Raw genomic sequence first — 24,350 nt, forward strand, 5'->3', positions numbered from 1 at the left:
GGTGGCTTAAATTCAGGAGCGCTTATGAACAACGCAGAACACTCAACCGCCCAATGGCACTTGCAAAAAAAACGGGTAGAGACCAACGTAATGACAAACGTCATTACACGAGTCAAAACCATGGCCTCCATCAATATCCGCATTGACGATGAACTCAAAGCCCGCGCTTACCAGGAACTTGAGCGTTTGGGTGTCACCCCCTCTGAGCTGGTCCGCCAGGCATTGCAATACGTAGCCGAACGCGGCCAGCTGCCCTTTCGCCCCATGCTGGTGACCGAAGAAGACGAAGCCCTCATCAACACCGTGCGCGAACGCCTGGCTGCGCCGCAAAGGGTCAAGGTGACACTGGATGACCTTTGATCTTGAGTTTGACCAGCGCGCACTCAAGGAATGGCACAAGCTCGCAGACCCGGTCAGGCAGCAATTCAAGAGCAAATTGTCAGAGGTGTTGCTCAACCCCCGCGTTGAAGCCAACCGGCTGCGCAAGCTGCCCGATTGCTAAAAAATCAAGTTACGCAGCGCGGGTTACCGACTGATCTATCAGGTCATTGATCAAGAGGTTGTGGTGTTCGTCGTCGCCGTTGACAAGCGCGAACACGAGACCGCGTATCGCAAGGCGCAAGACCGTTTGAAGTAAGCCAGCACATCAAAGGCAAGCGCAAATCCAAAGCCCTGTAAAAACAGGTTTTCAACTGGGTTAACACCTCTGGCATATGCCTTGCACCTTCGCAGTATGCTTTTGCCAAGGTGCTGCCTCCCATGAACGAATCACTCGCTGGCCCTCTTGCCTGGGTCAACGGCAGCGATGCCCCGGAAAAAACCGAAATCAACCTCGGTTTTATGGCCCTGAGCGATTGTGCTTCGGTGGTGGTGGCCGCCACGCAAGGGTTTGCCCAGCCCTTCGGCCTGACCCTGAACCTCAAGCGCCAGTCGTCCTGGGCCAGCCTGCGGGACAATCTGGTCAACGGTCAGCTCGACGCCGCCCACAGTCTCTACGGGCTGATCTACGCCGTGCATCTGGGCATCGGCGGCGTGGCGGCCACCGACATGAGCGTACTGATGGGGCTCAATCAAAACGGCCAGAGCCTCAACCTCTCCCACGGCTTGCAGGCACTGGGCGTGACCCGTCCTGAGGCGCTGCAACAACACGTGCACCAAAGTCGCTCGAAACTGACCTTTGCCCAGACTTTTCCCACGGGCACTCATGCCATGTGGCTGTATTACTGGCTGGCGAGTCAGGGCATCCATCCGCTGCAAGACGTCAACAGCGTCGTGGTGCCACCGCAACAGATGGTTGCGCACTTGCTGGCGGGCCGCATTGACGGCTTTTGCGTCGGCGAGCCGTGGGCTGCCAGCGCGGTTGCACAGAATATGGGGTTCACCCTCGCCACCACTCAGGCCCTGTGGCCCGATCACCCGGAAAAAGTCCTGGGCTGTACCCGCGCGTTTGTCGAACAGTACCCCAATACCGCCCGGGCGCTGGTGATGGCGATCCTTGAAGCCAGCCGCTTTATCGAGCAGAACGACGAAAACCGTCGCAGTACCGCGCAATTGCTGAGCGCTCCCGAGTACCTGAATGCACCCGTTGAGTGCATCGCTCCGCGCCTGCTCGGCCACTACAGCGACGGCCTGGGCAAGCACTGGCAAGACCCGCACGCCCTGCGCTTTTATGCTGATGGCGAGGTCAACCTGCCGTACCTGTCCGATGGCATGTGGTTTATGACCCAGTTCCGTCGCTGGGGCTTGCTGCACGAAGACCCGGACTACCTCGGTGTTGCCCGTCAGGTTCAGCAATTGGCCCTGTACCGCGACGCGGCCAACGCCGTTAACGTACCGGCAGGTGAAGCGGACATGCGCAGCAGCCAGTTGCTCGATGGCAAGGTGTGGGACGGCTCGGACCCCGCAGGCTATGCCCGAAGCTTTGCGCTGCATGCCATGAGCACCCGCGCTTCCCTTGCTGCCCGTCGTTGACCGGAGCCACCCCCATGCTGCGTATCTTGCTGATCAACGACACGGCGAAAAAAGTCGGCCGCCTGAAAGCCGCGCTGAGCGAAGCCGGATTTGAGGTGATCGATGAATCGGGCCTGACCATCGACCTGCCTGCTCGCGTCGAAACTGTGCGCCCGGACGTGATCCTGATCGATACCGAGTCACCCAGCCGCGATGTGATGGAGCAAGTGGTGCTGGTGTCACGGGACCAGCCACGACCGATTGTCATGTTCACCGACGAGCACGACCCCGGCGTAATGCGTCAGGCGATCAAGTCCGGGGTCAGCGCCTACATTGTCGAAGGCATTCACGCCCAGCGCCTGCAGCCAATTCTCGATGTGGCCATGGCTCGTTTCGAGAGCGACCAGGCCCTGCGCGCCCAACTGCATGCCCGCGACCAGCAACTGGCCGAGCGCAAGCGCATTGAACTGGCCAAGGGCCTGCTGATGAAGATGAAAAGCTGCAACGAAGAAGAGGCCTACACCCTGATGCGCCGCCAGGCCATGAGCCGCCAGCAAAAGCTGATACAGGTGGCGGAACAGATCATCGCCATGAGCGAGTTATTGGGTTAGGTGCCCAAGGCTCTTTTGTGGGAGCCGGGCTTGCCCGCGATTGCATCACCGCGTTACACCAGATAAATCGCGTTGCCTGCATCGCGGGCAAGCCCGGCTCCCACAGAAACCCATGGATGGATACTGTTGGCACACTTCTCGCTAAGCAATCCCTACCGGTAACCAACGGCGGTTGCCCCACCTACGACAAAGACGTCGCTCCCCTTATTCGCCCATGGCGGATCCGGCAGCGGCGTTTTTTCGTTTTGGCCCCAGTGACCGGGGCCGGTGGTGCGGCCGTTATGGCGCTCCATCGCAAATCACTCCTTCTCGAAACGCTTAACCGTTGAGGTGCGCGATGAATTCAAGCTTCTGGAAATCCGGCCATACCCCGACCCTGTTCGCGGCATTTCTGTATTTCGACCTGAGCTTTATGGTCTGGTATCTGCTGGGTCCGCTGGCGGTGCAAATCGCCGCCGACCTGCACCTGACCACACAACAACGCGGGCTGGTGGTGGCTACGCCGATTCTGGCCGGGGCCGTGCTGCGCTTTATGATGGGCTTGCTGGCTGATCGCCTGTCACCGAAAACTGCCGGCCTGATCGGTCAGGTCATCGTTATCTGTGCGCTGTTTGTGGCCTGGAAGCACGGCATTCACAGCTACGAGCAAGCCTTGTTGCTGGGCTTGTTTCTGGGTATGGCCGGGGCCTCGTTCGCCGTCGCCCTGCCGCTGGCCTCGCAATGGTATCCGCCGCAACACCAGGGCAAGGCCATGGGCATCGCCGGAGCCGGCAATTCGGGCACCGTATTCGCCGCCCTGCTGGCCCCGGTGCTCGCCGCAGCTTATGGCTGGAGCAATGTGTTCGGCTTTGCCCTGATCCCACTGGTGTTGTGCATATTCGTATTTGCCTGGCTGGCCAAAAACGCCCCTGAGCGCCCCAAGGCCAAAGCCATAAGCGACTATTTCAAGGCCCTGGGAGACCGCGATAGCTGGTGGTTCATGTTTTTCTACAGTGTGACCTTCGGTGGCTTTATCGGCCTGGCCAGCGCCCTGCCCGGCTACTTCAATGATCAATACGGCCTGAGCCCGGTGACTGCCGGCTACTACACCGCTGCCTGTGTGTTTGGCGGCAGTTTGATGCGGCCCTTGGGCGGCGCACTGGCGGATCGTTTCGGCGGTATTCGCACGCTGCTGGGGATGTACACCCTGGCGACCATCAGCATCGCCGCCGTGGGTTTCAACTTGCCCAGTTCCTACGCGGCACTGGCGCTGTTCGTCTGCACCATGCTGGGGCTGGGAGCAGGTAACGGTGCTGTTTTCCAATTGGTACCGCAGCGTTTTCGCCGTGAAATCGGCGTTATGACCGGTTTGATCGGTATGGCCGGCGGCATCGGCGGTTTCGCCCTGGCGGCAGGCATGGGCGCAATCAAACAAAGCACCGGCAGCTATCAACTGGCCCTGTGGTTGTTCGCCAGCCTTGGGGTTCTGGCCTGGTTCGGCCTGCACGGGGTCAAGCGTCGCTGGAGAACAACCTGGGGCTCGGCGGCCATGACCGCTGCCCGAGTCTGAGGCGCCGATGAGCCTGCAGTTGAGCTTCGCCCACGCCAGCGCCATCGGCCCTCGCGCAGAGAACCAGGACGCACTGCGCGAGGTCACCCCTGTGCCCATGCTGGCGGCAAGCAAGGGGCATTTATTTGCCATCGCCGATGGCGTCAGCCAATGCGCCGATGGCGGCCTGGCCGCACGCTCGACCTTGCAGGCACTGGCGCTGGACTACTACGCCACGCCGCAGACCTGGAACGTCGCACAGGCACTGGAGCGTTTGCTGCTCGCGCAAAATAGCTGGCTGCGCGCCAATGGCGGCGGGCAACCGCTGCTGACCACGGTAAGTGCTGTGGTCATGCGCGGCAGGCGTTTTACCTTGGCCCATGTGGGTGATTGCCGGGTCTACCGCTGGCACGCCTCAACCTTGCAGCGCATCAGCGAAGATCACGTCTGGGACCAGCCGGGTATGCAGCATGTGCTCAAGCGGGCACTGGGCCTGGATCAGCATCTTGTGGTGGATTTTCTGGACGATGAGTTGCGTCAGGACGAAACCTTTGTGCTACTCAGTGATGGCGTGTGGTCGACGCTGGGCGATAGCGCCGTCGCTGCCATTTTGCGTGACCAGCACGATCTGCAAAGTGCCGCCAGCACACTGGTCAATACTGCGCACAGGGCAGGCAGCCAGGACAATGCCAGTGCCCTGCTGGTACGGGTCGATGCCCTGGGCGAGAGCAGCATTGGCGACGCTTTGATGCAATTGCAGCAATGGCCGCTGCCGCCCGCGCTCAAACCTGGGCAACACTTTGAGGGCTGGCAGGTAGAAAGCCATCTTGGCCAGAGTCAGCAATCATTGCTCTACCGGGTGCGCGACGCTCAACAACAACCCTGGCTACTGAAAACCCTGCCGGCCCGCCTGCACGATGACTATCAGGCCGGGCAGGCACTGCTGTCGGAAGAGTGGTTGCTCAAGCGCGTGGCCGGGCGGCATTTCCCCGAGGTCCATCCGGCCAGACAACGTCAGCATCTGTACTACGTGATGCGTGAATATTCCGGTTGTACCTTGGAAAATCTCTATACCAGGAGCGGGCCGCTGCCCCTGGCACAATGGCTGGATCTGGCCGAGCGCCTGCTGCGAGCCGTGGGGCTGTTACACCGGCGGCAGATTTTTCATCGCGATATCAAACCGCACAATCTGTTGCTGGGTGACGACGGCGAATTGCGCTTGCTGGACTTTGGCCTGGCCTACTGCCCCGGTCTGTCGGAGGATCTGCCATCGACATTGCCCGGCACCCCCAGTTATCTCTCCCCGGAAGCCTTTCGCGGCGAAAAACCCAGCCCCGGGCAGGATTTGTACGCAGTGGGCGTGACGCTGTATTACCTGCTGACCGGGCATTATCCCTACGGAGAAATCGAAGCCTTCCAGCGCCCGCGCTTTGGTTCGCCTGTCAGCGCCAGCCGTTATCGACCCGATCTGCCGGAGTGGATTGCCCACAGCCTTGAACGCGGCGTTGCAGCCGACCCGGCACAGCGCTTTGAAACGGCTGAACAATGGTTGCTGCAACTGGAGCAGGGCGAACGCCAGAGCTTGAGCCAGCGCCCCCGGCCCTTGCTGGAGCGCGACCCGATAAAGGTCTGGCGAACGATGGCATGGCTGTCATTGCTGATTAATCTGGTGCTGCTGTTTTTGCTGCTGCACAGCTGAACGGTAGTTACGCGGCGGGTAACGCTCCAACATCGGGCGCGGCGCTTTTATTCGGTGCACAAACCTCTCCGTCAAAAACAGCTCCGCCCTTTAAACATTGGCTTTGGCCTACTTGGCACAACCACTGCATTAGCTGATCCATCATACATAAAACCCGGTCTTCAACGACGAAGCCCAGGTTTCCCGAGAGAACGGGACAAGGACAAAGGCGTCCTCGCTAGGCAACTAGCGGGACGCCTTTTTTTGTTTTTGCACAATGTGTCGAACAAGGCCGCAATGCCCCCCATAAGGCAGGCCCTGATCGCGGAGAACCTGATGAAAAAACTCAAACTGGTGATGATCGGCAACGGCATGGCCGGGGTTCGCACCCTGGAGGAGTTGCTGAAACTGAGCAACGAGCTGTACGACATTACGGTGTTCGGCGCCGAACCCCACGCCAATTACAACCGCATCCTGCTCTCGCCCGTACTGGCCGGGGAACAGACCTTCGAGGAGATAGTGCTCAACGATCTGGACTGGTACCTGGACAACAACATCAAGCTGTTGCTCAACCGCAAGGTGGTGCAGATCGACCGGGTCAAGCGCCGGGTCATCGCCGAAGACGGCACCGAAGCCGAGTACGACCGTCTGCTGATCGCCATCGGTTCCACGCCCTTTATCCTGCCGATCCCCGGCAACACCCTGGACGGTGTGATCGGCTACCGCGATATTGCCGATACCCAGGCGATGATCGATACCGCCAAGATTCATAAGCACGCGGTGGTCATCGGCGGTGGCCTGCTGGGTCTGGAAGCCGCCAACGGCCTGATGCTGCGCGGCATGCATGTGACCGTGGTGCATATCGGCGAATGGCTGCTGGATCGCCAGCTCGACCCGATCAGCGGCCAACTCCTGCAAAACGCCCTGGAGGCACGGGGCCTGCATTTTCGCCTGCGCGAACAAACCAGCGCCCTGCACGACGCAGGCAATGGCCGGGTCGGTTCAGTCGAGTTCAAAAACGGCGACATTATTCCCGCCGATCTGGTGGTGATGGCCGCAGGCATTCGCCCCAACACCGAACTCGCCGAACAGGCGGGCATCCCGTGCAACCGTGGCATTCTGGTCAACGATACCTTGCAAACCTACGACCCGCGCATTTATGCCATCGGCGAATGCGCCAGCCATCGCGGCATCGCTTACGGTCTGGTGGCGCCGTTGTTCGAGCAGGCCAAGGTCTGCGCCAACCACCTCGCACAATTGGGTTTTGCCCGTTATCAGGGTTCGGTCACGTCGACCAAGTTGAAGGTCACCGGTATCGATCTGTTCTCGGCGGGCGACTTTATGGGCGGCGAAGGCACTGAGACCATCACCCTCAGTGACCCGATCGGCGGGGTCTACAAAAAACTGGTGATCAAGGACGATGTGCTGGTGGGTGCCTGCCTGTATGGCGACACCGCTGACGGGGGCTGGTATTTCCGACAGATCCGTGAGAACCACGCCATAGGCGAGATCCGTGATCATCTGATGTTTGGCGAAAACGCCATTGGCGACGTAGGGCACCAGGGCCAAGACAAAGCCATGAGCATGGCCGACACTGCCGAAGTCTGCGGCTGCAATGGCGTCTGCAAGGGCACCATCGTCAAGGCGATCCAGGAACACGGGCTGTTCAGCGTCGACGAGGTCAAAAAACACACCAAGGCCGCGAGCTCCTGCGGCTCCTGCACCGGGTTGGTGGAGCAGATTCTGATCAACACCGTGGGCGGCGCGGCAGACGTCAAACCCAAAAGCGAAAAAGCCATCTGCGGCTGCAGCGACCTGAACCACGGACAGATCCGCCAGGCCATCCGCGAGCAGCATTTGCTCAGCATCGCCGACACCCAGCACTACCTGAACTGGCGCTCGCCCAACGGCTGTGCCACCTGCCGCCCGGCGCTCAACTATTACCTGATTTCTACCTGGCCGGGGGAAGCCAGGGATGATCCGCAATCGCGTCTGATCAATGAACGGGCCCACGCCAATATTCAAAAAGACGGTACCTACTCGGTGGTTCCGCGGATGTGGGGCGGCGTCACCAACCCGTCCGAGCTGCGGCGTATCGCCGATGTGGCCGACAAGTACAACGTACCTATGGTCAAGGTTACCGGCGGGCAGCGTATCGATCTGCTGGGGATCAAAAAACACGACCTGCCGGGCGTGTGGAAGGATCTGGACATGCCCTCCGGCCACGCTTATGGCAAATCCATCCGCACTGTAAAGACCTGTGTAGGCAGTGAGTTCTGCCGCTTCGGCACACAAAACTCGACACAACTGGGCATCGAGCTGGAACACGACCTGTTCAATATGTGGTCACCGCACAAGGTGAAGCTGGCTGTGTCCGGTTGCCCGCGTAACTGCTCGGAAGCAGGTATCAAGGACGTAGGCATTATCGGCGTGGACTCTGGCTGGGAGATGTATATCGGCGGTAATGGCGGGATCAAAACCGAGGTTGCCGAGTTCTTCGTCAAACTCAAAACAGCTGAAGAAGTACGCGAGTACAACGGTGCCTTTTTACAGTTGTATCGCGAAGAAGCCTTTTACCTTGAACGCACCGTGCATTACCTGCAACGGGTCGGTATGGAGCACATCAAAAAGGCCGTGCTCGAAGACCCCGAACGGCGCAAGGCGCTCAATGATCGCCTGCAGTTTTCCCTGTCGTTTGAGCAAGACCCGTGGAAAGAGCGCCTGGTGCAGCCGTTGCTGAAAAAGGAGTTCGAGGTCATCCCCGTGAAAAATCTGGAGGTGCCGGCATGAACTGGCTCGATATCTGTTCACTTGAGGAAATCAACGCCCTGGGCTCACGGATCATCAGCGGGCCGAAGGGTGATATCGCGATCTTCCGCACCAGCGATGACGAGGTGTTCGCCCTCGATGACCGCTGCCCGCACAAGGGCGGCCCGCTGTCCCAGGGTTTGATCTACGGCAAGCGCGTCGCCTGCCCGCTGCACAACTGGCAGATCGATCTGCAAAGCGGCGAAGCCCAGGCGCCGGACATCGGCTGCGCCCACCACCATCAGGCGCGGGTCGAAAATGGCCGTGTGCAGTTGGCCCTGCGGGACGCAGGCTGATGAGCCGCCAGATCACCGCCTCCACCTGCTGCTATTGCGGGGTCGGCTGCGGCGTGCTGATCGAACATGATGGCGAGCGTATTCTCGGCGTCAGCGGCGATCCGGCGCATCCGGCCAACTTTGGCAAGCTGTGCAGCAAAGGCTCGACCCTGCACCTGACCGGCGACCTCAACGCCCGCGCGCTGTACCCGCAATTGCGCCTGGGCAAGGCGCTGGCCCGTGGTCGCACCGACTGGGACAGCGCCCTGGATCACGCGGCCAACGTGTTCGCCGCCACCATCGCCGAACACGGCCCCGACAGCGTGGCGTTTTATATCTCGGGGCAGTTGTTGACCGAGGATTACTACGCCTTCAACAAACTGGCACGGGCACTGGTGGGCACAAACAATATCGACAGCAATTCGCGGCTGTGCATGTCCTCGGCGGTGGTCGGCTACAAGCGCAGCCTGGGCGCCGATGCGCCACCATGCAGCTATGAAGACCTGGAACTGAGCGATTGCGTGATGATCGTCGGCAGCAATATGGCCTACGCCCATCCGGTATTGTTTCGCCGGCTGGAGGAAGCCAAAGCCCGACGCCCGCAGATGAAAGTCATAGTTATCGACCCGCGGCATACCGATACCTGCGATCTGGCCGACCTGCATCTGGCAATTCTACCGGGTACCGACGTCGCGTTATTTCACGGGATTTTGCACTTGCTGTTATGGGACGACCGGGTCGACCGCGACTTTATCAAAGACCATACCCAGGGCTTGCCCGAACTGAAAACCCTGGTGCGCGATTACACCCCGCAAATGGTGGCGCAGTTGTGCGGCATCAGCGTCGATCAACTGCAGCAATGCGCCGAGTGGGTTGGCACTGCACCGAGTTTTTTGTCGTTGTGGTGCATGGGCCTGAACCAGTCCACCGCCGGCAGTGCGAAAAACAGCGCCCTGATCAACCTGCACCTGGCCACCGGGCAAATCGGCCGCCCGGGTGCAGGGCCGTTCTCGCTTACCGGTCAGCCCAATGCCATGGGTGGGCGCGAAACCGGCAGTTTGTCCAACTTGCTGCCCGGGCATCGCGACGCCGCCAATGCCGAACACCGGGCCGAAGTCGCCGCTTACTGGGGGGTTGAGCAACTGCCGCAGAACACCGGCCTAAGCGCCATCGAACTCTTTGAGCAAATGGCCAGTGGCAAGGTCAAGGCCGTGTGGATCGCCTGCACCAACCCCGCGCAATCCATGCCGGACCAGACTACCGTGCGGGCGGCGTTGCAGGTCTGCCCGTTTGTGGTGCTGCAAGAAGCGTTTCACACCACCGAAACCGCGGCCTTCGCCGACCTGCTGTTGCCCGCCGCCAGTTGGGGGGAAAAGGACGGCACAGTGACAAACTCTGAACGGCGTATTTCCCATGTACGCAAAGCCATCCCGGCACCGGGCGAAGCTCGTCCGGACTGGGCGATTACGGTGGATTTCGCACAGCGCCTGGAAAAACATCTGCGACCCAAGCACAGCAGCCTGTTTGCATTTGCAACCCCAGCCCAGGTGTTCGACGAATACAAGCACCTGACCTCTGGCCGTGATCTGGACCTGTCGGGTATCAGCCATGCCGTGCTCGATGCCATCGGCCCGCAACAATGGCCTTTCCCTGCCGGTGCCCGTGAAGGCACCGCGCGGCTGTATCTGGACGGGGTATTCCCTACCGCTACCGGGCGGGCGCAGTTTGTAGCTGAGCCCTATCGGGCGGCCAAGGAACAGCGCGATGCGCGCTTTCCCCTTACGCTGATCACCGGCCGCATGCGCGACCAATGGCACGGCATGAGCCGCACCGGCACGTCCGCGCAATTGTTCGGTCACGTCAGCGAAGCGGTGTTGAGCCTGCACCCGGACGAGTTGCGCCGTCATCGCCTGCAGCCCGGAGATCTGGTCAGCCTCAAGAGTCGGCGCGGGGCCGTGATTGTTCCGGTCAGCAGCGACGACAGCGTGCGCCCGGGGCAGGCGTTTTTGCCGATGCACTGGGGGGACCGCTTTCTCAAGGGCGGGGTCAATACCCTGACCGTGCCAGCGTTTGACCCGCTGTCCAAACAACCGGAACTCAAACACAGCGCCGTACGCCTGGAGCCGGCGCTATTACCTTGGCATCTTTTCGCCCTGATCGAGGGTGATATTCAACAGAACTTCGAGACACTGCGCCCGCTCTGCGAAGCCTTTTCGTATGTCAGTTTCAGCCTGGCGGGCCGCGAGCGCCCTGCGCTAGTCATCCGTGCCGCCAGCGCCAGCGCTCCCGACCCGCAATTGCTGCGCGATATTGATCAATGCCTGGGGCTCAGCGAGGGACCGGTACTGGCTTACGACGACCCGCGCCGCGCCATTGGCAAGCGGGTGCGCATTGAGCACGGAAGCATCACGGCGATTCGTCTGGCTGGCGAAACCCTGGCACGGCACTGGCTGCAAAACCTCTGGCAGGAAGGCCGGGCCGACGAGCAATTGCGCCGCTGGCTGCTGGCACCACTGAGCGCGCCACCGGGCAACACCGACGCCCCGGTGGGCGGTAACCCGATTGTGTGCACCTGCAAGAACGTCAGCCAGAGCGCGATAGATGAGGGCATGGCCCGAGGACTGGACTTGCAGGGTCTGAAAAAATCGTTGAGCTGCGGGACGCAATGCGGCTCCTGCGTCCCGCAAATCAAGCGCTTGCTGGCTGCCCAGGCGCAGCCGGTCGCCATTAATCCGTGAGGAAATCACAATGAGTGCAAAAGTCTGGCTGGTGGGTGCAGGCCCGGGTGATCCCGAGCTGCTGACGCTCAAGGCCGTGCGCGCCTTGCGCGAAGCGGATGTGGTGTTGATTGATGATCTGGTCAATGACGCGGTACTGGAGCATTGCCCTGCTGCGCGGGTGATTTCGGTGGGCAAGCGCGGGGGCTGTCGTTCGACTCCACAGGCGTTTATTCATCGCCTGATGCTGCGTTACGCCCGCCACGGCAAATGCGTGGTTCGACTCAAGGGCGGCGACCCATGCATTTTCGGCCGTGGCGGTGAAGAGGCACAGTGGCTGCGCGAACAGGGGGTTGAGGTGGAACTGGTCAACGGCATCACTGCCGGACTGGCTGGAGCGACGCAATGTGACATCCCCCTGACCCTGCGCGGCGTGGCCCGTGGCGTGACGCTGGTGACTGCACATACCCAGGATGACAGCCAGGTGAACTGGCAGGCGCTTGCGCAAAGCGGCACCACGCTGGTGGTGTATATGGGGGTGGCAAAGTTGAGCGAGATCCGCGAGCAATTGCTGGCGGGCGGCATGATGGCGGACATGCCGGTGGCCATGATCGAAAATGCCTCCCTGCCCCACCAGCGCGAATGCCGCAGCGACCTGACGGCGATGGAGAAAGATGCCCAGGTGTTTGAACTCAAGAGCCCGGCGATTCTGGTGATTGGTCGCGTGGCGGCATCCAGTGCGGCACAACCATCACGGCCGGAGAATGTGTGGGAGCCGGGCTTGCCCGCGATACAGACGGCCCGGTAGTTCTGAAGGATCGCGGTGATGCAGTCGCAGGCAAGCCAGCGCCTACAAGGTCTGAAGGGAATTTTAACTGTGGGAGCGAGCCTGCTCGCGAACGACTTTCGCGAGCAAGCTCGCTCCCACAGGGAGGGTTGACCGGCAACAGAATATCTACAGAAATGGCGCAGAAGGAGTGATCTCAAACGACCCCCTTCCCTTCAACGTTTACCCCGCTGCGAGCCACAAGCCACGCGCAAAGCGGCTTGTGACTGAGCCAAATCGACCCCCACCGTCATCTCGGTGTCATGGGGCTTTGTTTCCTTGACGGGCATTCAGCCTTCAAGGAGTCCCCATGTTTCGCCCCACACTGCTGGCCCTGGCGCTTTTTTCCGTGATCAACAGCGCCTTGGCCGAGCCAGCTGCACCGCTGCCCCACTCCCCCGGCGCGCCTTATGCTGCCAGTGGCCTGGCCGACCGTATCGTGCTGACCCCCGGGGCCGATCCGGCTCGGGAAATGGCCGTTACCTTCCGCACCGATACCCGCCAGCAGGCCAGCCAATTGCAACTGGCTCCTGCCCTCGATGGCCCGCAACTGGCCAAGGCGGCGCATGAGGTCGAAGGCACCAGCATCAGCCTGGACAACGAGAACGGCGCTGCGCTGTTCCATCAGGTGCGTCTGCACGATTTGCAGCCGGGCACCGCCTATGTCTACCGGGTCAAGGGCAGCGACGGCTGGAGCGAATGGTTGCAGTTCCACACTGCGGCCGAGGGCTTCAAGCCGTTCAACTTCATCTACATGGGCGACGTGCAGAACGACATTCTGTCACTGGCTTCACGCAGCATTCGCCAGGCCTTGCAGAGCGTGGCCAACCCCGCATTGATCGTGCATGCCGGTGACCTGGTGTCACAACGCGAAGACCTGGTGCACGACGACCAATGGGGTGAATGGAACCAGGCAGGCGGGTTCAACTACGCGATGATCCCCCAGGTGCTGGCCGCCGGTAACCACGAATACCTCGACGGCCTCAACCCCGACGGCAGTGAAACCCGAACTCTAGGGCCGCACTGGAGCCGCCAGTTCGCCCTGCCGCAAAACGGCGTCGAAGGGGTGAAGAACACCACGTATTTTGTCGACTATCAGGGCGTACGGTTTATCGTCCTTGATGGCACCTCGGCGCTCGATATGGGCACCCTTGATCAACAGACCCGCTGGCTTGAGCAGAGCCTGAAAAACAGCCCCGCGCGCTGGAATATCGTGGTCACTCACCAGCCTGTATTTACCTGCGCCCGCCCTGAAGATACCGAGCCGTTGAAAACCGCCTGGAAGCCGCTGTTCGAGCGCTACGCCGTGGACCTGGTGCTGCAGGGCCATGACCACTGTTATAGCCGCGTGAGCCACGAGGCCGGGCGCGTTGCGGCCAAAGCCGCACGGGCGGGCGGCAAGGTTCAGGGCCCGGTGTATATGGTGTCGGTGGCGGGTTCGAAAATGTATGGCCTCAATGACCGGGCGCAGCTGCAACCGGACCGCAGTGCCGAAGAAACCCAGCTGTACCAGACCGTCGACGTGCAGGATTCAAGACTCAAGGTGCGCAGCTACACCGCGGCCGGCAAGCTGTATGACGCTTTTGACCTGGAGCGCGACGGCAAAAACCGCAACCACCTGCGCGAGCCGGTGAAAAACCTGCCCGCCGAACGCGCCTGCACGCAAACGGCAGGCCCTGATGGTTTTGCCTGCAGCTCAAGGGCTAAATAAGTCGCCTGTGGGAGCGAGCTTGCTCGCGATAAGATCGACTCGGTGTAACGGATTAACCGCATCGTCTGCATCGCGAGCAAGCCCGCTCCCACAATGAGTGGCTGGGGCCTGGTTGATCAGGTGATCGGCGCCGGGTTGAACAGGGTGATGTCGTTGTGCAGTTTGTGCTGCTCGGCCCAGGTCTGTTGTTTGCCACTGGCCACGTCCAGGTAGTACTGGAACAGTTCCCAGCCCAGTTCCTCAATGGTCGCCCGTCCCGTAGCAATACGCCCGGCGTCGATATCGATCAAATCCGGCCAGCGTCGGGCCAGCTCGGTACGGGTCGAGACCTTCACCACGGGGGCCATTGCCAGCCCATACGGCGTACCGCGCCCGGTGGTGAACACATGCAGGTTCATCCCGGCCGCCAATTGCAATGTGCCACACACAAAATCGCTGGCAGGCGTGGCACAAAAGATCAGGCCCTTGCCCTTGACCCGCTCGCCAGGCCCCAGCACGCCATTGATTGCGCTGCTACCGGATTTGACGATGGAACCCAGGGATTTTTCGACAATATTCGACAACCCGCCTTTCTTGTTGCCCGGCGTGGTATTGGCACTGCGATCCGCCTCACCCTTGGCCAGGTAACGGTCGTACCAGTCCATTTCGCGCACCAGTTCACGGGCGACGGTTTCGTTGGCAGCACGGGAAGTCAGCAGGTAGATGGCATCACGCACTTCGGTGACTTCGGAAAACAGCACCGTCGCCCCCGCCCGCAACAGCAAGTCCGAGGCATAGCCCAACGCCGGGTTGGCCGTGATGCCGGAGAACGCATCGCTGCCACCGCACTGCATGCCCAAAATCAGCTCGCTCGCCGGCACGGTTTCGCGGCGACGTTGATCGAGTTTTTTCAAACGCACCTCGGCCAGCGCCATGATCTGTTCGATCATCTCGGTAAAGCCGTGGCTGGCGTCCTGCAGGCGGTACAGCCACGGCTCGCTCAAATCCACCGAGCTGTCGTTGTCGTGCATCACCTGGCCAGCCTGGAGTTTTTCGCAGCCCAGGCTGATCACCAGCGCTTCGCCTCCCAGGTTGGGGTTGCGCGCCAGGTTGCGCACGGTGCGGATCGGGATATAGGCGTCGGTGGCGCTGATCGCCACGCCGCAGCCATAGCTGTGGGTCAGGGCCACCACATCATCGACATGGGGGTAACGGGGCAACAACTCGTCCTTGATGCGCTTGACCGCATGGTCCAGCACGCCGGTCACACACTGCACGGTGGTGGTGATACCGAGGATATTGCGCGTCCCGACCGTGCCATCGGCGTTGCGATAGCCCTCGAAGGTATAGCCCTCAAGTGGCGCTTGCGGTGCAGGAACATCGGTGGCCAGTGGCAGGCTGTCGAGCGGCGGCGCGGTGGGCATGCGCAGCTGGTCCTCATTGACCCAACTGCCCTGCGCAATGGCTTGCAATGCGTAGCCGATCACCTGGCCGTAGCGGATCACCTCGCCGCCCTCGGCAATAGCGGCCAGGGTGACCTTGTGGCTCTGTGGGACAAAATCCACCGTCACCAGCCCGTCGGCAAACACAGTGCCCGCCGGTACGCCCTGGTCGTTGACCACCACCGCGACGTTATCCCGCGGGTGCAGGCGGATCGAGCGCGGCGAATCGGAATGTTCAATCAACGTCATGACGCCGCTCCTCAACTATGGACAGGTAAAATGTCAGCGATTTTCGGGTCGCTGGTCGGTGGCTCTTTGAGTACCACACGCTTGATCGGGCCGACGATCACCAGATAGCTGAAGACCGCCACCAGTGCGTTGCAACCGACAAACACCAGTGCCCATTTGAACGAGCCAGTGGCACTGATGATGTAGCCGATGACGATCGGGGTGGTGATGGAGGCGATGTTACCGAAGGTATTGAACAGGCCACCGCTCAGGCCCGCAATCTGCTTGGGCGAGGTATCGGAAACCACAGCCCAGCCCAGTGCGCCCACGCCTTTGCCAAAGAAGGCCAGGGCCATAAAGCCCACTACCATCCATTCGATGTCCACATAGTTGCAGGCCACTATACTGCTCGATACCAGCAGGCCGGCGATGATCGGCGCCTTGCGGGCAAAGGTCAGGGAGTGGCCCTTGCGCAGCAGGTAATCGGAAATAACCCCGCCCAGCACGCCGCCGATAAACCCGCAGACCGCTGGCAGAGAGGCAATAAAGCCGGCCTTGAGGATGGTCATGCCGCGATCCTGCACCAGGTACACGGGGAACCAGGTCAGGAAGAAATAGGTGATGCCATTGATGCAGTACTGACCCAGGTAAACGCCGAGCATCATGCGATTGGTCAGCAATTGGCGTATGTAGTCCCACTTGGGGCCGTCGGCCTTTTTACCTTTCTGGTCCATGTCGACCATGCCGCCGTTGTCGGCGATGTGCTTGAACTCCGCTTCGTTGATGCGCGGGTGCTCACGCGGGCTGTAGATCACCTTGAGCCAGATACCCGAGAAGACGATGCCGAACACACCCATCACGATAAAGACGTGCTCCCAACCGTAGGAATAAACGATCCAACCCATCAGCGGTGCGAACAGCACAGTGGCGAAATATTGCGCCGAGTTGAAAATCGCTGATGCCGTGCCACGTTCTGCAGTAGGGAACCAGGCGGCCACGATGCGGGCGTTGCCGGGAAAGGACGGCGCTTCGGCCAGCCCCACCAGAAAGCGCAGCATGAATAGCGCCACCACGGCCGTGGACATGCCGAACTCACCGACAAAGCCTTGCAGCACGGTGAACAGGGACCAGGTGAAGATGCTCAGGGCATAGATTTTTTTCGAGCCGAAACGGTCGAGCAGCCAGCCGCCGGGGATTTGCCCGGCCACATAGGCCCAGCCAAATGCGGAAAAGATATAGCCCAGGGTCACGGCGTCGATGCCGAGGTCTTTTTGCAGGCTGGAGCCTGCGATGGCGATAGTGGCACGGTCGGCATAGTTGATCGTGGTCACCAGAAAAAGCATGAGCAAAATCAAATAACGGACATGCGTCGGCTTGGTCGCTTGCATGTAGTACTACTCCCACTGATTATTTTTATGCGCGGGTGAATCTGTTTTGGGTGCTGCTGACGGGTGGAGCGTTATGTGGGAGCTGCGTGAGCCACCGATCGTATTCCTTTACGTAAAAAGCCGCTGATTACTCAGCGGCCTTGGTCATTGCTTACTGCGGGCCTTGCTTGTCGATCAAGGCGGCCAGCGCTTCATACTCGTCGGGCAGCAGATCGGTCAGCGGGGTACGCACCGGGCCTGCGCTGTAGCCGGAAATGGTGGCACCGGCCTTGACGATGCTCACCGCGTAACCGGCCTTGCGGTTGCGGATATCCAGGTACGGCAGGAAGAAGTCGTCGATGATTTTGCCGATGGTGCCGTGATCGTCACGGGCCACGGCGCGGTAGAACTCCATCGCGGTTTTCGGGATAAAGTTGAACACCGCCGAGGAGTACACCGGTACGCCCAGCGCCTTGTAGGCTGCTGCGTAGACTTCGGCAGTCGGCAGGCCGCCCAGGTAGCTGAAGCGATCACCGAGGCGGCGACGGATCGACACCATCAACTCGATATCACCCAGGCCATCCTTGTAGCCGATCAGGTTGGGGCAGCGCTCGGCCAGACGTTCCAGCAGCGGCGCGGTCAGGCGGCAGACGTTGCGGTTGTAGACGATCACACCGATTTTTACCGACTTGCACACCGCCTCAACGTGGGCGGCAACACCGTCCTGGCTGGCTTCGGTCAGGTAATGCGGCAACAGCAACAGGCCTTTGGCACCCAGGCGCTCGGCTTCTTGAGCGTATTCGATGGCCTGACGGGTCGAACCGCCGACACCGGCCAGGATCGGTACGCTGGTGGCGCAGGTATCGACTGCGGTCTTGATCACTTGTGAGTATTCGCTGGCGGCCAGGGAGAAAAACTCACCCGTACCACCGGCTGCGAACAGGGCCGAAGCACCATACGGGGCCAGCCATTCCAGACGCTTGATATAACCCTCGCGGTGAAAGTCACCTTGAGCATTGAAGTCGGTTATCGGGAAGGACAACAGACCGGAAGAGAGGATGGACTTCAGTTCTTGTGGATTCATTTTTCGAACACCCTGGGAGCACGTTGTGATGAGAAATGCGTTAGCGCTTCGTTACGTCGTACGTCATCGTACAACTTAACAAGGGAACGTCAATCTCATTTCTTTAAATCGTGGCTGCCCGGGTGCATTCCAGCTTCGATAAAAACGACAAAGCCCGTCTAGTACGGGCTTTTGTGGAGTGTGGCGAAGTTGAAATTAAATTTTGAGTGAGTGGCAGGTTGTCGTAGAACAGCTCATCTTACGCCGCATTACCCTGTGGGAGCGGGCTTGCTCGCGATGCAAACGCTGCGGTCTGTCAGGCAATCCGCGTCGATACGATCGCGGGCAAGCCCGCTCCCACAGGTGGAGGACGCCCTACCCGCGCTGCGCCTCTGCTTCTTCGTGGGCATGGCGCAGGCGTTCGCGGCTGTTGGTCAGGTGCAGGCGCATGGCCGCACGCGCCGCTTCCGAATCCTGACGGGCAATGGCCTGGTAGATTTCTTCGTGCTCGCGGTTCAGGCGGTTCATGTACTGCTGCTGGTCATCATGGGCCAGTCGCGCCGAGTTAAGCCGGGTTCGCGGGATGATGCTGGTGCCCAGGTGAGTCATGATATCCGTGAAGTAGCGGTTGCCGGTCGACAGCGCAATCTGCAAATGGAACTGAAAGTCCGAAGCCACTGCATCGCCATTACGCGCAGTGTTTTCGTTCAGGGCATCCAGCGCCGCACGCATTGCGGCCAGTTGTTCGGCACTGCGCCGCTGTGCCGCCAACCCGGCGGACTCAACTTCCAGGCTGATACGTAACTCAAGAATCGCCAGCACATCGCGCAAGGTGACGACGGTTGCCGGGTCGATGCGAAAACCGCTCGGGCTCGGTGTATCCAGCACAAAAGTGCCGATGCCGTGCCGCGTCTCGACTTGCCCTGCGGCCTGCAGGCGGGAAATCGCCTCGCGTACCACCGTGCGGCTCACGCCATGGGCCTCCATGATCGCCGACTCGGTGGGCAACTTGTCGCCGCGCTTGAGCATGCCGTCGCGGATCTGCTCGGACAGCACCGTCACCAACTCTTGCGCCAGGCTGCGGCGCTTGCGAGGGAGGCGGGGTACGTCGTTGTGGTTTTCCATGGTGAACATTTTTCTCAATATCAAAAGGATCGGAGGCTTTGACCCTGAAAGCAGCAGACCTGAGTGCTGCAATATCTCGCCCCCATATGCACGCATCATAGCTCAAGGCGGTTGTACGATCACCTGTTGACACATGCCGACCAAAACCTGAAGGGATTGGCCGGCCTGCGGAGGTCAGACGGTCTGCGGTGAGGACTGGTCCGCTTCAATATCGCTCAGCGCAAAACTGTCATCCGGAACCCAGAACAAAAACGGGTCCTTGGCCGGTCGCTCGTCATAGGGCCGCACACGGCCCTCTTCATCAACGGCCCCGGCGCGCGCAAAACCATACACCTGACGCCGCTCCACATGAATGCTCGGCGCCGCGCCTTCGCCGCTGGCAGGCTCGATATTCATTGCCTTCAAGGTAGCCAGCAAATCAGCAATGATCTGCTGGCGATCAAGGGTAAAGGCCGATGCAAAGCAGCGCCAGAAACGCCATCCCGCCCGTTCCAGAATGCGCTGGCGGCGCATGTCACTGTCCCAGCGATCCGGGCCGTGGAAGCGGTCACCGTCACATTCGATGGCCAGGCGGCTGTCGTTATCGCCCTCGACCACCATGTCGATGCGATAGGCCCCCACGCCCACCTGCGGAATAACCCGATAACCACGTTGGGTCAATTCATCGTACATCTCCTGCTCAAAGCCGGATTCGCACAACTCGCGCAGGTCACTGACCTGGGCAGCATCCTGGGTAAAGGGGGTCTCGAAATGCTCGATCAGGCCGCGGCGCAAACTGTCCACAGGGCTGAGGTCGGTCAACTCGACACTGCGCACCAGGTACATGCGATCCCGCGCCCGCGAAGCGGCCACGTTAAAGCGCTGGGCTATCGAGTCGCGGCTGTTGGCAAAGCAGTCGCCGGGTGAGGCCACCATGCTCAGGAACATGATGTCGCGCTCCTTGCCCTGGAACGTGCGGGCATCCCCACAACTGATCTGGAACTGGGTGATAACTTCTTCACCCAGCTCTTTGGTCAGCATCTGCATGATCTTTTGCGCCTGCTCGGCGCCCAGCAGCGAGACCACACCGATGCTGCGCCCGGCAATCTGCGGCAGGGCAATCAGGCGGCGGATTTCTTCGACGATCACCTGGGCTTCGCCGAGGTTGAACTTGCCTTTCTTCTCCCCGTCCATGACCAGCAGATCCACCAGCGGCGGATCAAGACGCTCGGTCAGCATTGGCAGGCGCAGCGGCTTGAGCTCGTGGTTGTAGAACTCACGCTTGGAGTATTCGATGATCGGTGCCACACAGCGGAAGTGCTCGCGCAGCATGGTGCCGCTCTTGGCAAATACCACTTTGAACAGGTCGTACAGCGAACGCTCGGGGGACATCAATGGCCGGTAGAGCCCGACCTGATTGCCCAAGAAGCGCGCCATCATGTTCTGCACGCGCTCTTCTTCCATGCCGATACCGTCGGGCGACACTTGTTTGTCATCGCCCACCACCAGCACTTTTTTCGCCCGCAGCAAGGCCGGCAATGCACTGAGGTCCGACTGTGATGCTTCGTCGATAATCACCAGATCAAACGCACCGTACTGCGCAGGCAGGCTCTCGCAAATGCGGTAATGCGGCATGATCCAGCACGGGATCGCCGAAATCGCCACATCGGCCGCCAGTCGCGCATCCTGACGATAACGCCCGGCGCGCACGCCGGTGCCCTTGCCGATCTTACGAATTGCTGTGCGATACAGCTCAAGGGCGGCCCTGACACTCGGCGTAGCGTTTTCCGACAGGCGCAGCCAGGTTCGCTTGACCACCGCATCCTGATAAAGCCGCGACAGGCTCAGTTCCAGTTCACCGCGTAGTTTGAACAATCGCTTGAGGTCTTCGCGCCCGTCGATGCTGTCGAGATAACGGGCCAGACGGCGCAGGCGCCACAGGTCCAGACAGTTGTCCGGGAGCAATCCGTCGACTGGCCCGATACTCGGTTCTTCACGCAAACGGGCAGCCCAGAGCAGACCGCCACTTTGCGCGATCAGGTCGGTGACCCGCTGTACGGTCTCAAGGGCTGCGGTGAGGGCCATCACCCGGCGCAACTCGTCCATCAGCCCGGACCATTGGCTTTGCAGTGATGTTATATCGACCTGCGGCTGGCCAAGGCTCAAATCCAGAAAGCCTTGCAACCGCTCACTGATATCACCACCGCAACCGGCCAGCGCTTTGTTGAAGGTTTCCTTGATAGCCCAGGTGGCCGCCAGGCGATGACGCATCAGGTAGTGCCGCAGGATGCTTTCGGCCTCGGCCAATACCGTGGCGTTGCTGCGCAACTGGCTGACGTCGGCCCAGTCCGGGAGCAACTGTTTAAGCTCGCTGCAGGCACGGATTTCACCTTGCTCGGCAAGCACAATCGCGTCGAACTGCTCGATCGCCCGGGCCGCCGCCATCAGTTGATCGGCGTCGGTTTCCAGGGTCGGCAAGGGTATTTCGGCGGCCAGTGCATTCCAGCGCAGCAGCAAGGTGCGGCTGTGTTGCTGGAAGCGCACAAAGGCTTGCACATGTTGCCAGTCCTGATCGCTTTGCGGCTTGCTGCCCAGCACCACAATGGTGTCCAGCAGCTGTTTTTGCGTGCCCTTGCCAATCAGGCCGGACAAGCCGAACGGGCGTCGCCCTTCGGCCAGGTTATCGATAGCAGCCACCACCTCGGGTTGCGCATGCAGCTCGAACGACAGGCTTACCGGTCGGGCCACAAAGGCCTTGCGCCCGGCCAGCGCCTCTTCGATCTCGCCCTTGAGGCTGGCGAACAGCGCCAGCACATCAGCGTTGCCGCCACGCATCAGGCACGCCTGCATGGGCGCGGCCCAGCTGTGGGCCGAGGTGTTGATCTGCGTGCGCAGGGCTTGCAGGTGGCCCAAATGCTCGACCAGCGCCTGGGCCTGCTCCAGGGTCCGGGCGCTGTTATCCAGCAGACGCGGCACTTCGCCAGTGCTTTCCTTGAGCTGCAACTGGCTTTCCTGAGCCAGATCCTGATGCACCTGAATCAGTGTCTGCGCGTCCGGAAAGTCGCCCAGTTGCGGCAGTTTCTGGCCCAGATAGCTCAGCGATTCCTTGAGTTCAAGCCGGGCTTCGCGCAAGGCAATCATGTCTTGCAAGGTGAAGCGCGGGCGATGCTCTTCACCCACGCTGATCAGGTCGGCAAAATTGCTGATTTCGGCTTGCGCCGCCGCCACTTGCAAGGCCGCATGGGTGGGGCTCAAGCGCTCACCGTCGATCTCCAGGTCCGAAAGATTACGCTCGGCCCAATGGGTGATCTCACGATCAACACTGGCCATCTGACCATGAAGGGTGTTGATTTCGTCGTCAATCTGGCCAATTTCGCGCTTATACAGCGCTCTATCGATGCGCTGTACTTCGGCTGAAATCTTTTGAATGGCGAATTCGAACTGCTTCATGCCATCCGCTTCGCTGCTCAGCAAACTGATCGCCAGCGGACGTATGGCTTCAGGGAGTTTTTCCTGCAGCACCGCCAGGGCCGGGTCTTTCATCGACGTCACCAGCACCCGCTTGCCATTGGCCAGGTAATGGCTGATGACGTTGGCGATGGTGTGGGTCTTGCCAATGCCGGGCGGGCCTTGCACCACTACCCCGTCATGCACTTGCAGCAACTGGATGATTTGCACCTGCTCATCGTTGTACGGCTTGGGGAAGTACAGCTCGTGAACCTTAGCCGCCGGCGCATCGCCACCTTGGGAACCACTGACGTAGGACAAACCACGGAACGGTGGCAGGGCTACGTCTTCCAGCACACTGGACGGTTCGGTGAGAATGGCCCGCAAGGCCGCCGGTAACTCACCGGCCTCCTCGATCCCGCCTTCAAAACGACCCAGGTCTTCAATAAACATATTGCTGTCGCGGTTGCGGGCAAACAGGCACCAGGTATCGGTGACGCACAAGAACTCGGCAGCCTTGGGGACTGAACGATCACCTTCGGCCAGCGTCACCGGCAAAAACTGACCATGGGCATCAAGCAAGGTCGACGCCGAACGAATTACCGGTTCGTAACTGGCGGCGTTGAACGGGCTGATACCGGCCTGCTCCTGTTTGAAAAAATCCTTGGCCAGGGTCGCCAGCGGCCCGACGCCGGCAATATCGGCCGCCACATAGGCATCCACTTCCAGCCGTGGCTCGGCAGCGCGCGGGCGCACTTCAATGGCCATGCTGTCAGGGTTGATGGCAATCTCCACCAACTGACTGATTAACGGGTAATGGATGACGCCGACCACAGGGTGCTCCCATGTCGAAACGCCCAGCCCCCACACCAGTTCCAGCTGCGCATCCCCCAGGTTGCCTTGCATCTGTTGCACCAGCATAAACAGCTCGGCATACAGCTCGATGCTTTTGCGGCGTTGTTTTTCTTCTGCGGCCCACAGGCGCCAAGCCGTTTGACTGTAGGACTTGAACTGCGCACGGATCTCACCGGCGTCCAGGCAGTCTTCCAGATTGACCCACTCTTCGACGCCGACGTCTTCACCGATCTGCAGGGCCACAGGCATCAAGCGTGAGCGCTCGTCCTCGGAGATGGCCGTGCTGTTGATCAGGACCTCCCGTGCCAGACGCACCTTGAGTACCGGGTCGATCTGCGGCGTGCCCTTGAGCTCGATCCACAACGCCAGCAACGGACTTAGAGGGGCTGGCGGTTTGGTCTCATGCAAGCGTTCAAGCTGCAGCCAGACTTCGTCTTCCTCACCGTTGTGCAGATCCAGGCTGACCCCGGGCAATGCCCGCAGTTTTTCTTCACTGGCACTGAAAGCGTTGTGCTGGCTGAGGGTTAACGCCGGCCGCTTTTGCATCAGCGCGGTCTGTTTAACAAATTCGATCAGGCCGGCGAGACGGGCACGTACTGTTTCCATGGGTAAGCTGAACCACTTCGATAAAGGGGCACTTCGATAAGAGCCGGGAGCGCCAAGTAAAAGCGAAAATTCCTACAATGGCCGATACGATACAGAGGTTCTGGAGGTATTCAGATACATCATTTCGTAAAAACGTCCCGCGATAAAAGACGGTC

At 60.5% G+C, this 24,350-nt stretch carries 15 protein-coding genes and 1 pseudogene; 11 read left to right on the forward strand and 5 right to left on the reverse strand.

Annotated features, from left to right (window positions below):
- Window positions 1-120 precede the first annotated feature (120 nt).
- The 11 genes and pseudogenes from AB3G35_RS23630 (at window position 121) to AB3G35_RS23680 (ending at window position 14,104) form a co-directional block, all read left to right on the forward strand.
- A complete protein-coding gene (locus tag AB3G35_RS23630; protein ID WP_106116530.1) occupies window positions 121-360 on the forward strand; it encodes a type II toxin-antitoxin system RelB/DinJ family antitoxin in 240 nt (79 codons plus the stop codon).
- A pseudogene (locus tag AB3G35_RS23635) lies at window positions 350-637 on the forward strand (type II toxin-antitoxin system RelE/ParE family toxin). Before AB3G35_RS23630 ends, AB3G35_RS23635 begins: the two are co-directional and overlap by 11 nt.
- Window positions 638-759: 122 nt before the next feature.
- Complete coding sequence (locus AB3G35_RS23640; protein ID WP_106116502.1) at window positions 760-1,971, forward strand: CmpA/NrtA family ABC transporter substrate-binding protein; 1,212 nt, start codon at window positions 760-762, stop codon at window positions 1,969-1,971.
- A 14-nt stretch (window positions 1,972-1,985) separates the two neighbouring features.
- Window positions 1,986-2,561: an ANTAR domain-containing response regulator gene (locus AB3G35_RS23645; RefSeq protein WP_019827366.1), complete on the forward strand. Its 576-nt coding sequence runs from the start codon at window positions 1,986-1,988 to the stop codon at window positions 2,559-2,561.
- 337 nt (window positions 2,562-2,898) lie between these two features.
- On the forward strand, window positions 2,899-4,110 hold the full coding sequence (locus AB3G35_RS23650; RefSeq protein WP_369782185.1) for a nitrate/nitrite transporter: 1,212 nt from the start codon (window positions 2,899-2,901) through the stop codon (window positions 4,108-4,110).
- 7 nt (window positions 4,111-4,117) lie between these two features.
- Window positions 4,118-5,788, forward strand: coding sequence for a bifunctional protein-serine/threonine kinase/phosphatase (locus AB3G35_RS23655; protein ID WP_134051202.1), 1,671 nt, complete (start codon window positions 4,118-4,120; stop codon window positions 5,786-5,788).
- Window positions 5,789-6,103: 315 nt separating this feature from the next.
- Window positions 6,104-8,557 (forward strand): nitrite reductase large subunit NirB, encoded by a 2,454-nt coding sequence (gene nirB / locus AB3G35_RS23660; protein ID WP_369782186.1) that lies wholly within the window; start codon window positions 6,104-6,106, stop codon window positions 8,555-8,557.
- Window positions 8,554-8,871, forward strand: coding sequence for a nitrite reductase small subunit NirD (gene nirD / locus AB3G35_RS23665; protein ID WP_106116506.1), 318 nt, complete (start codon window positions 8,554-8,556; stop codon window positions 8,869-8,871). The genes nirB and nirD overlap by 4 nt, the downstream gene beginning before the upstream one ends.
- Window positions 8,871-11,588 carry a molybdopterin-dependent oxidoreductase gene (locus AB3G35_RS23670; protein WP_369782187.1) on the forward strand — a complete coding sequence of 906 codons (2,718 nt, stop codon included), beginning with the start codon at window positions 8,871-8,873 and terminating at the stop codon, window positions 11,586-11,588. The genes nirD and AB3G35_RS23670 overlap by 1 nt, the downstream gene beginning before the upstream one ends.
- Window positions 11,589-11,598: 10 nt before the next feature.
- Window positions 11,599-12,375, forward strand: a complete 777-nt coding sequence (gene cobA, locus AB3G35_RS23675; protein WP_134051206.1) for a uroporphyrinogen-III C-methyltransferase — start codon at window positions 11,599-11,601, stop codon at window positions 12,373-12,375.
- Window positions 12,376-12,703: 328 nt separating this feature from the next.
- Window positions 12,704-14,104, forward strand: a complete 1,401-nt coding sequence (locus AB3G35_RS23680; protein ID WP_369782188.1) for a metallophosphoesterase — start codon at window positions 12,704-12,706, stop codon at window positions 14,102-14,104.
- A 116-nt stretch (window positions 14,105-14,220) separates the two neighbouring features.
- Here the strand turns inward: AB3G35_RS23680 and garD are convergent, their stop codons facing one another.
- The 5 genes from garD to AB3G35_RS23705 form a co-directional block, all read right to left on the reverse strand.
- Window positions 14,221-15,774, reverse strand: a complete 1,554-nt coding sequence (gene garD / locus AB3G35_RS23685) for a galactarate dehydratase (protein ID WP_086798876.1) — start codon at window positions 15,772-15,774, stop codon at window positions 14,221-14,223.
- Between the two features lie 11 nt (window positions 15,775-15,785).
- The gene (locus AB3G35_RS23690; protein ID WP_016783507.1) at window positions 15,786-17,141 is read right to left on the reverse strand and encodes an MFS transporter; all 1,356 of its coding nucleotides are present in this window, start codon (window positions 17,139-17,141) and stop codon (window positions 15,786-15,788) included.
- A gap of 151 nt (window positions 17,142-17,292) precedes the next feature.
- A complete protein-coding gene (kdgD, locus tag AB3G35_RS23695) occupies window positions 17,293-18,204 on the reverse strand; it encodes a 5-dehydro-4-deoxyglucarate dehydratase (protein ID WP_016783508.1) in 912 nt (303 codons plus the stop codon).
- A gap of 354 nt (window positions 18,205-18,558) precedes the next feature.
- Window positions 18,559-19,308, reverse strand: coding sequence for a FadR/GntR family transcriptional regulator (locus AB3G35_RS23700; RefSeq protein ID WP_037001762.1), 750 nt, complete (start codon window positions 19,306-19,308; stop codon window positions 18,559-18,561).
- Between the two features lie 174 nt (window positions 19,309-19,482).
- Complete coding sequence (locus AB3G35_RS23705; RefSeq protein WP_369782189.1) at window positions 19,483-24,195, reverse strand: AAA domain-containing protein; 4,713 nt, start codon at window positions 24,193-24,195, stop codon at window positions 19,483-19,485.
- Window positions 24,196-24,350 lie beyond the last annotated feature (155 nt).

It is taken from the genome of Pseudomonas sp. WC2401 (genome assembly GCF_041200115.1).
In the GTDB taxonomy this organism is placed as follows: Bacteria; Pseudomonadota; Gammaproteobacteria; order Pseudomonadales; family Pseudomonadaceae; genus Aquipseudomonas; species Aquipseudomonas fragi.

Excerpts from the sequence above, each read along its gene's own strand:
- AB3G35_RS23630 (WP_106116530.1), top strand. The coding sequence starts at position 121 with ATGGCCTCCATCAATATCCGCATTGACGATGAACTCAAAGCCCGCGCT.
- AB3G35_RS23640 (WP_106116502.1), top strand. The coding sequence starts at position 760 with ATGAACGAATCACTCGCTGGCCCTCTTGCCTGGGTCAACGGCAGCGAT.
- AB3G35_RS23645 (WP_019827366.1), top strand. The coding sequence starts at position 1,986 with ATGCTGCGTATCTTGCTGATCAACGACACGGCGAAAAAAGTCGGCCGC.
- AB3G35_RS23650 (WP_369782185.1), top strand. The coding sequence starts at position 2,899 with ATGAATTCAAGCTTCTGGAAATCCGGCCATACCCCGACCCTGTTCGCG.
- AB3G35_RS23655 (WP_134051202.1), top strand. The coding sequence starts at position 4,118 with ATGAGCCTGCAGTTGAGCTTCGCCCACGCCAGCGCCATCGGCCCTCGC.
- nirB (WP_369782186.1), top strand. The coding sequence starts at position 6,104 with ATGAAAAAACTCAAACTGGTGATGATCGGCAACGGCATGGCCGGGGTT.
- nirD (WP_106116506.1), top strand. The coding sequence starts at position 8,554 with ATGAACTGGCTCGATATCTGTTCACTTGAGGAAATCAACGCCCTGGGC.
- AB3G35_RS23670 (WP_369782187.1), top strand. The coding sequence starts at position 8,871 with ATGAGCCGCCAGATCACCGCCTCCACCTGCTGCTATTGCGGGGTCGGC.
- cobA (WP_134051206.1), top strand. The coding sequence starts at position 11,599 with ATGAGTGCAAAAGTCTGGCTGGTGGGTGCAGGCCCGGGTGATCCCGAG.
- AB3G35_RS23680 (WP_369782188.1), top strand. The coding sequence starts at position 12,704 with ATGTTTCGCCCCACACTGCTGGCCCTGGCGCTTTTTTCCGTGATCAAC.
- garD (WP_086798876.1), bottom strand. The coding sequence starts at position 15,774 with ATGACGTTGATTGAACATTCCGATTCGCCGCGCTCGATCCGCCTGCAC.
- AB3G35_RS23690 (WP_016783507.1), bottom strand. The coding sequence starts at position 17,141 with ATGCAAGCGACCAAGCCGACGCATGTCCGTTATTTGATTTTGCTCATG.
- kdgD (WP_016783508.1), bottom strand. The coding sequence starts at position 18,204 with ATGAATCCACAAGAACTGAAGTCCATCCTCTCTTCCGGTCTGTTGTCC.
- AB3G35_RS23700 (WP_037001762.1), bottom strand. The coding sequence starts at position 19,308 with ATGGAAAACCACAACGACGTACCCCGCCTCCCTCGCAAGCGCCGCAGC.
- AB3G35_RS23705 (WP_369782189.1), bottom strand. The coding sequence starts at position 24,195 with ATGGAAACAGTACGTGCCCGTCTCGCCGGCCTGATCGAATTTGTTAAA.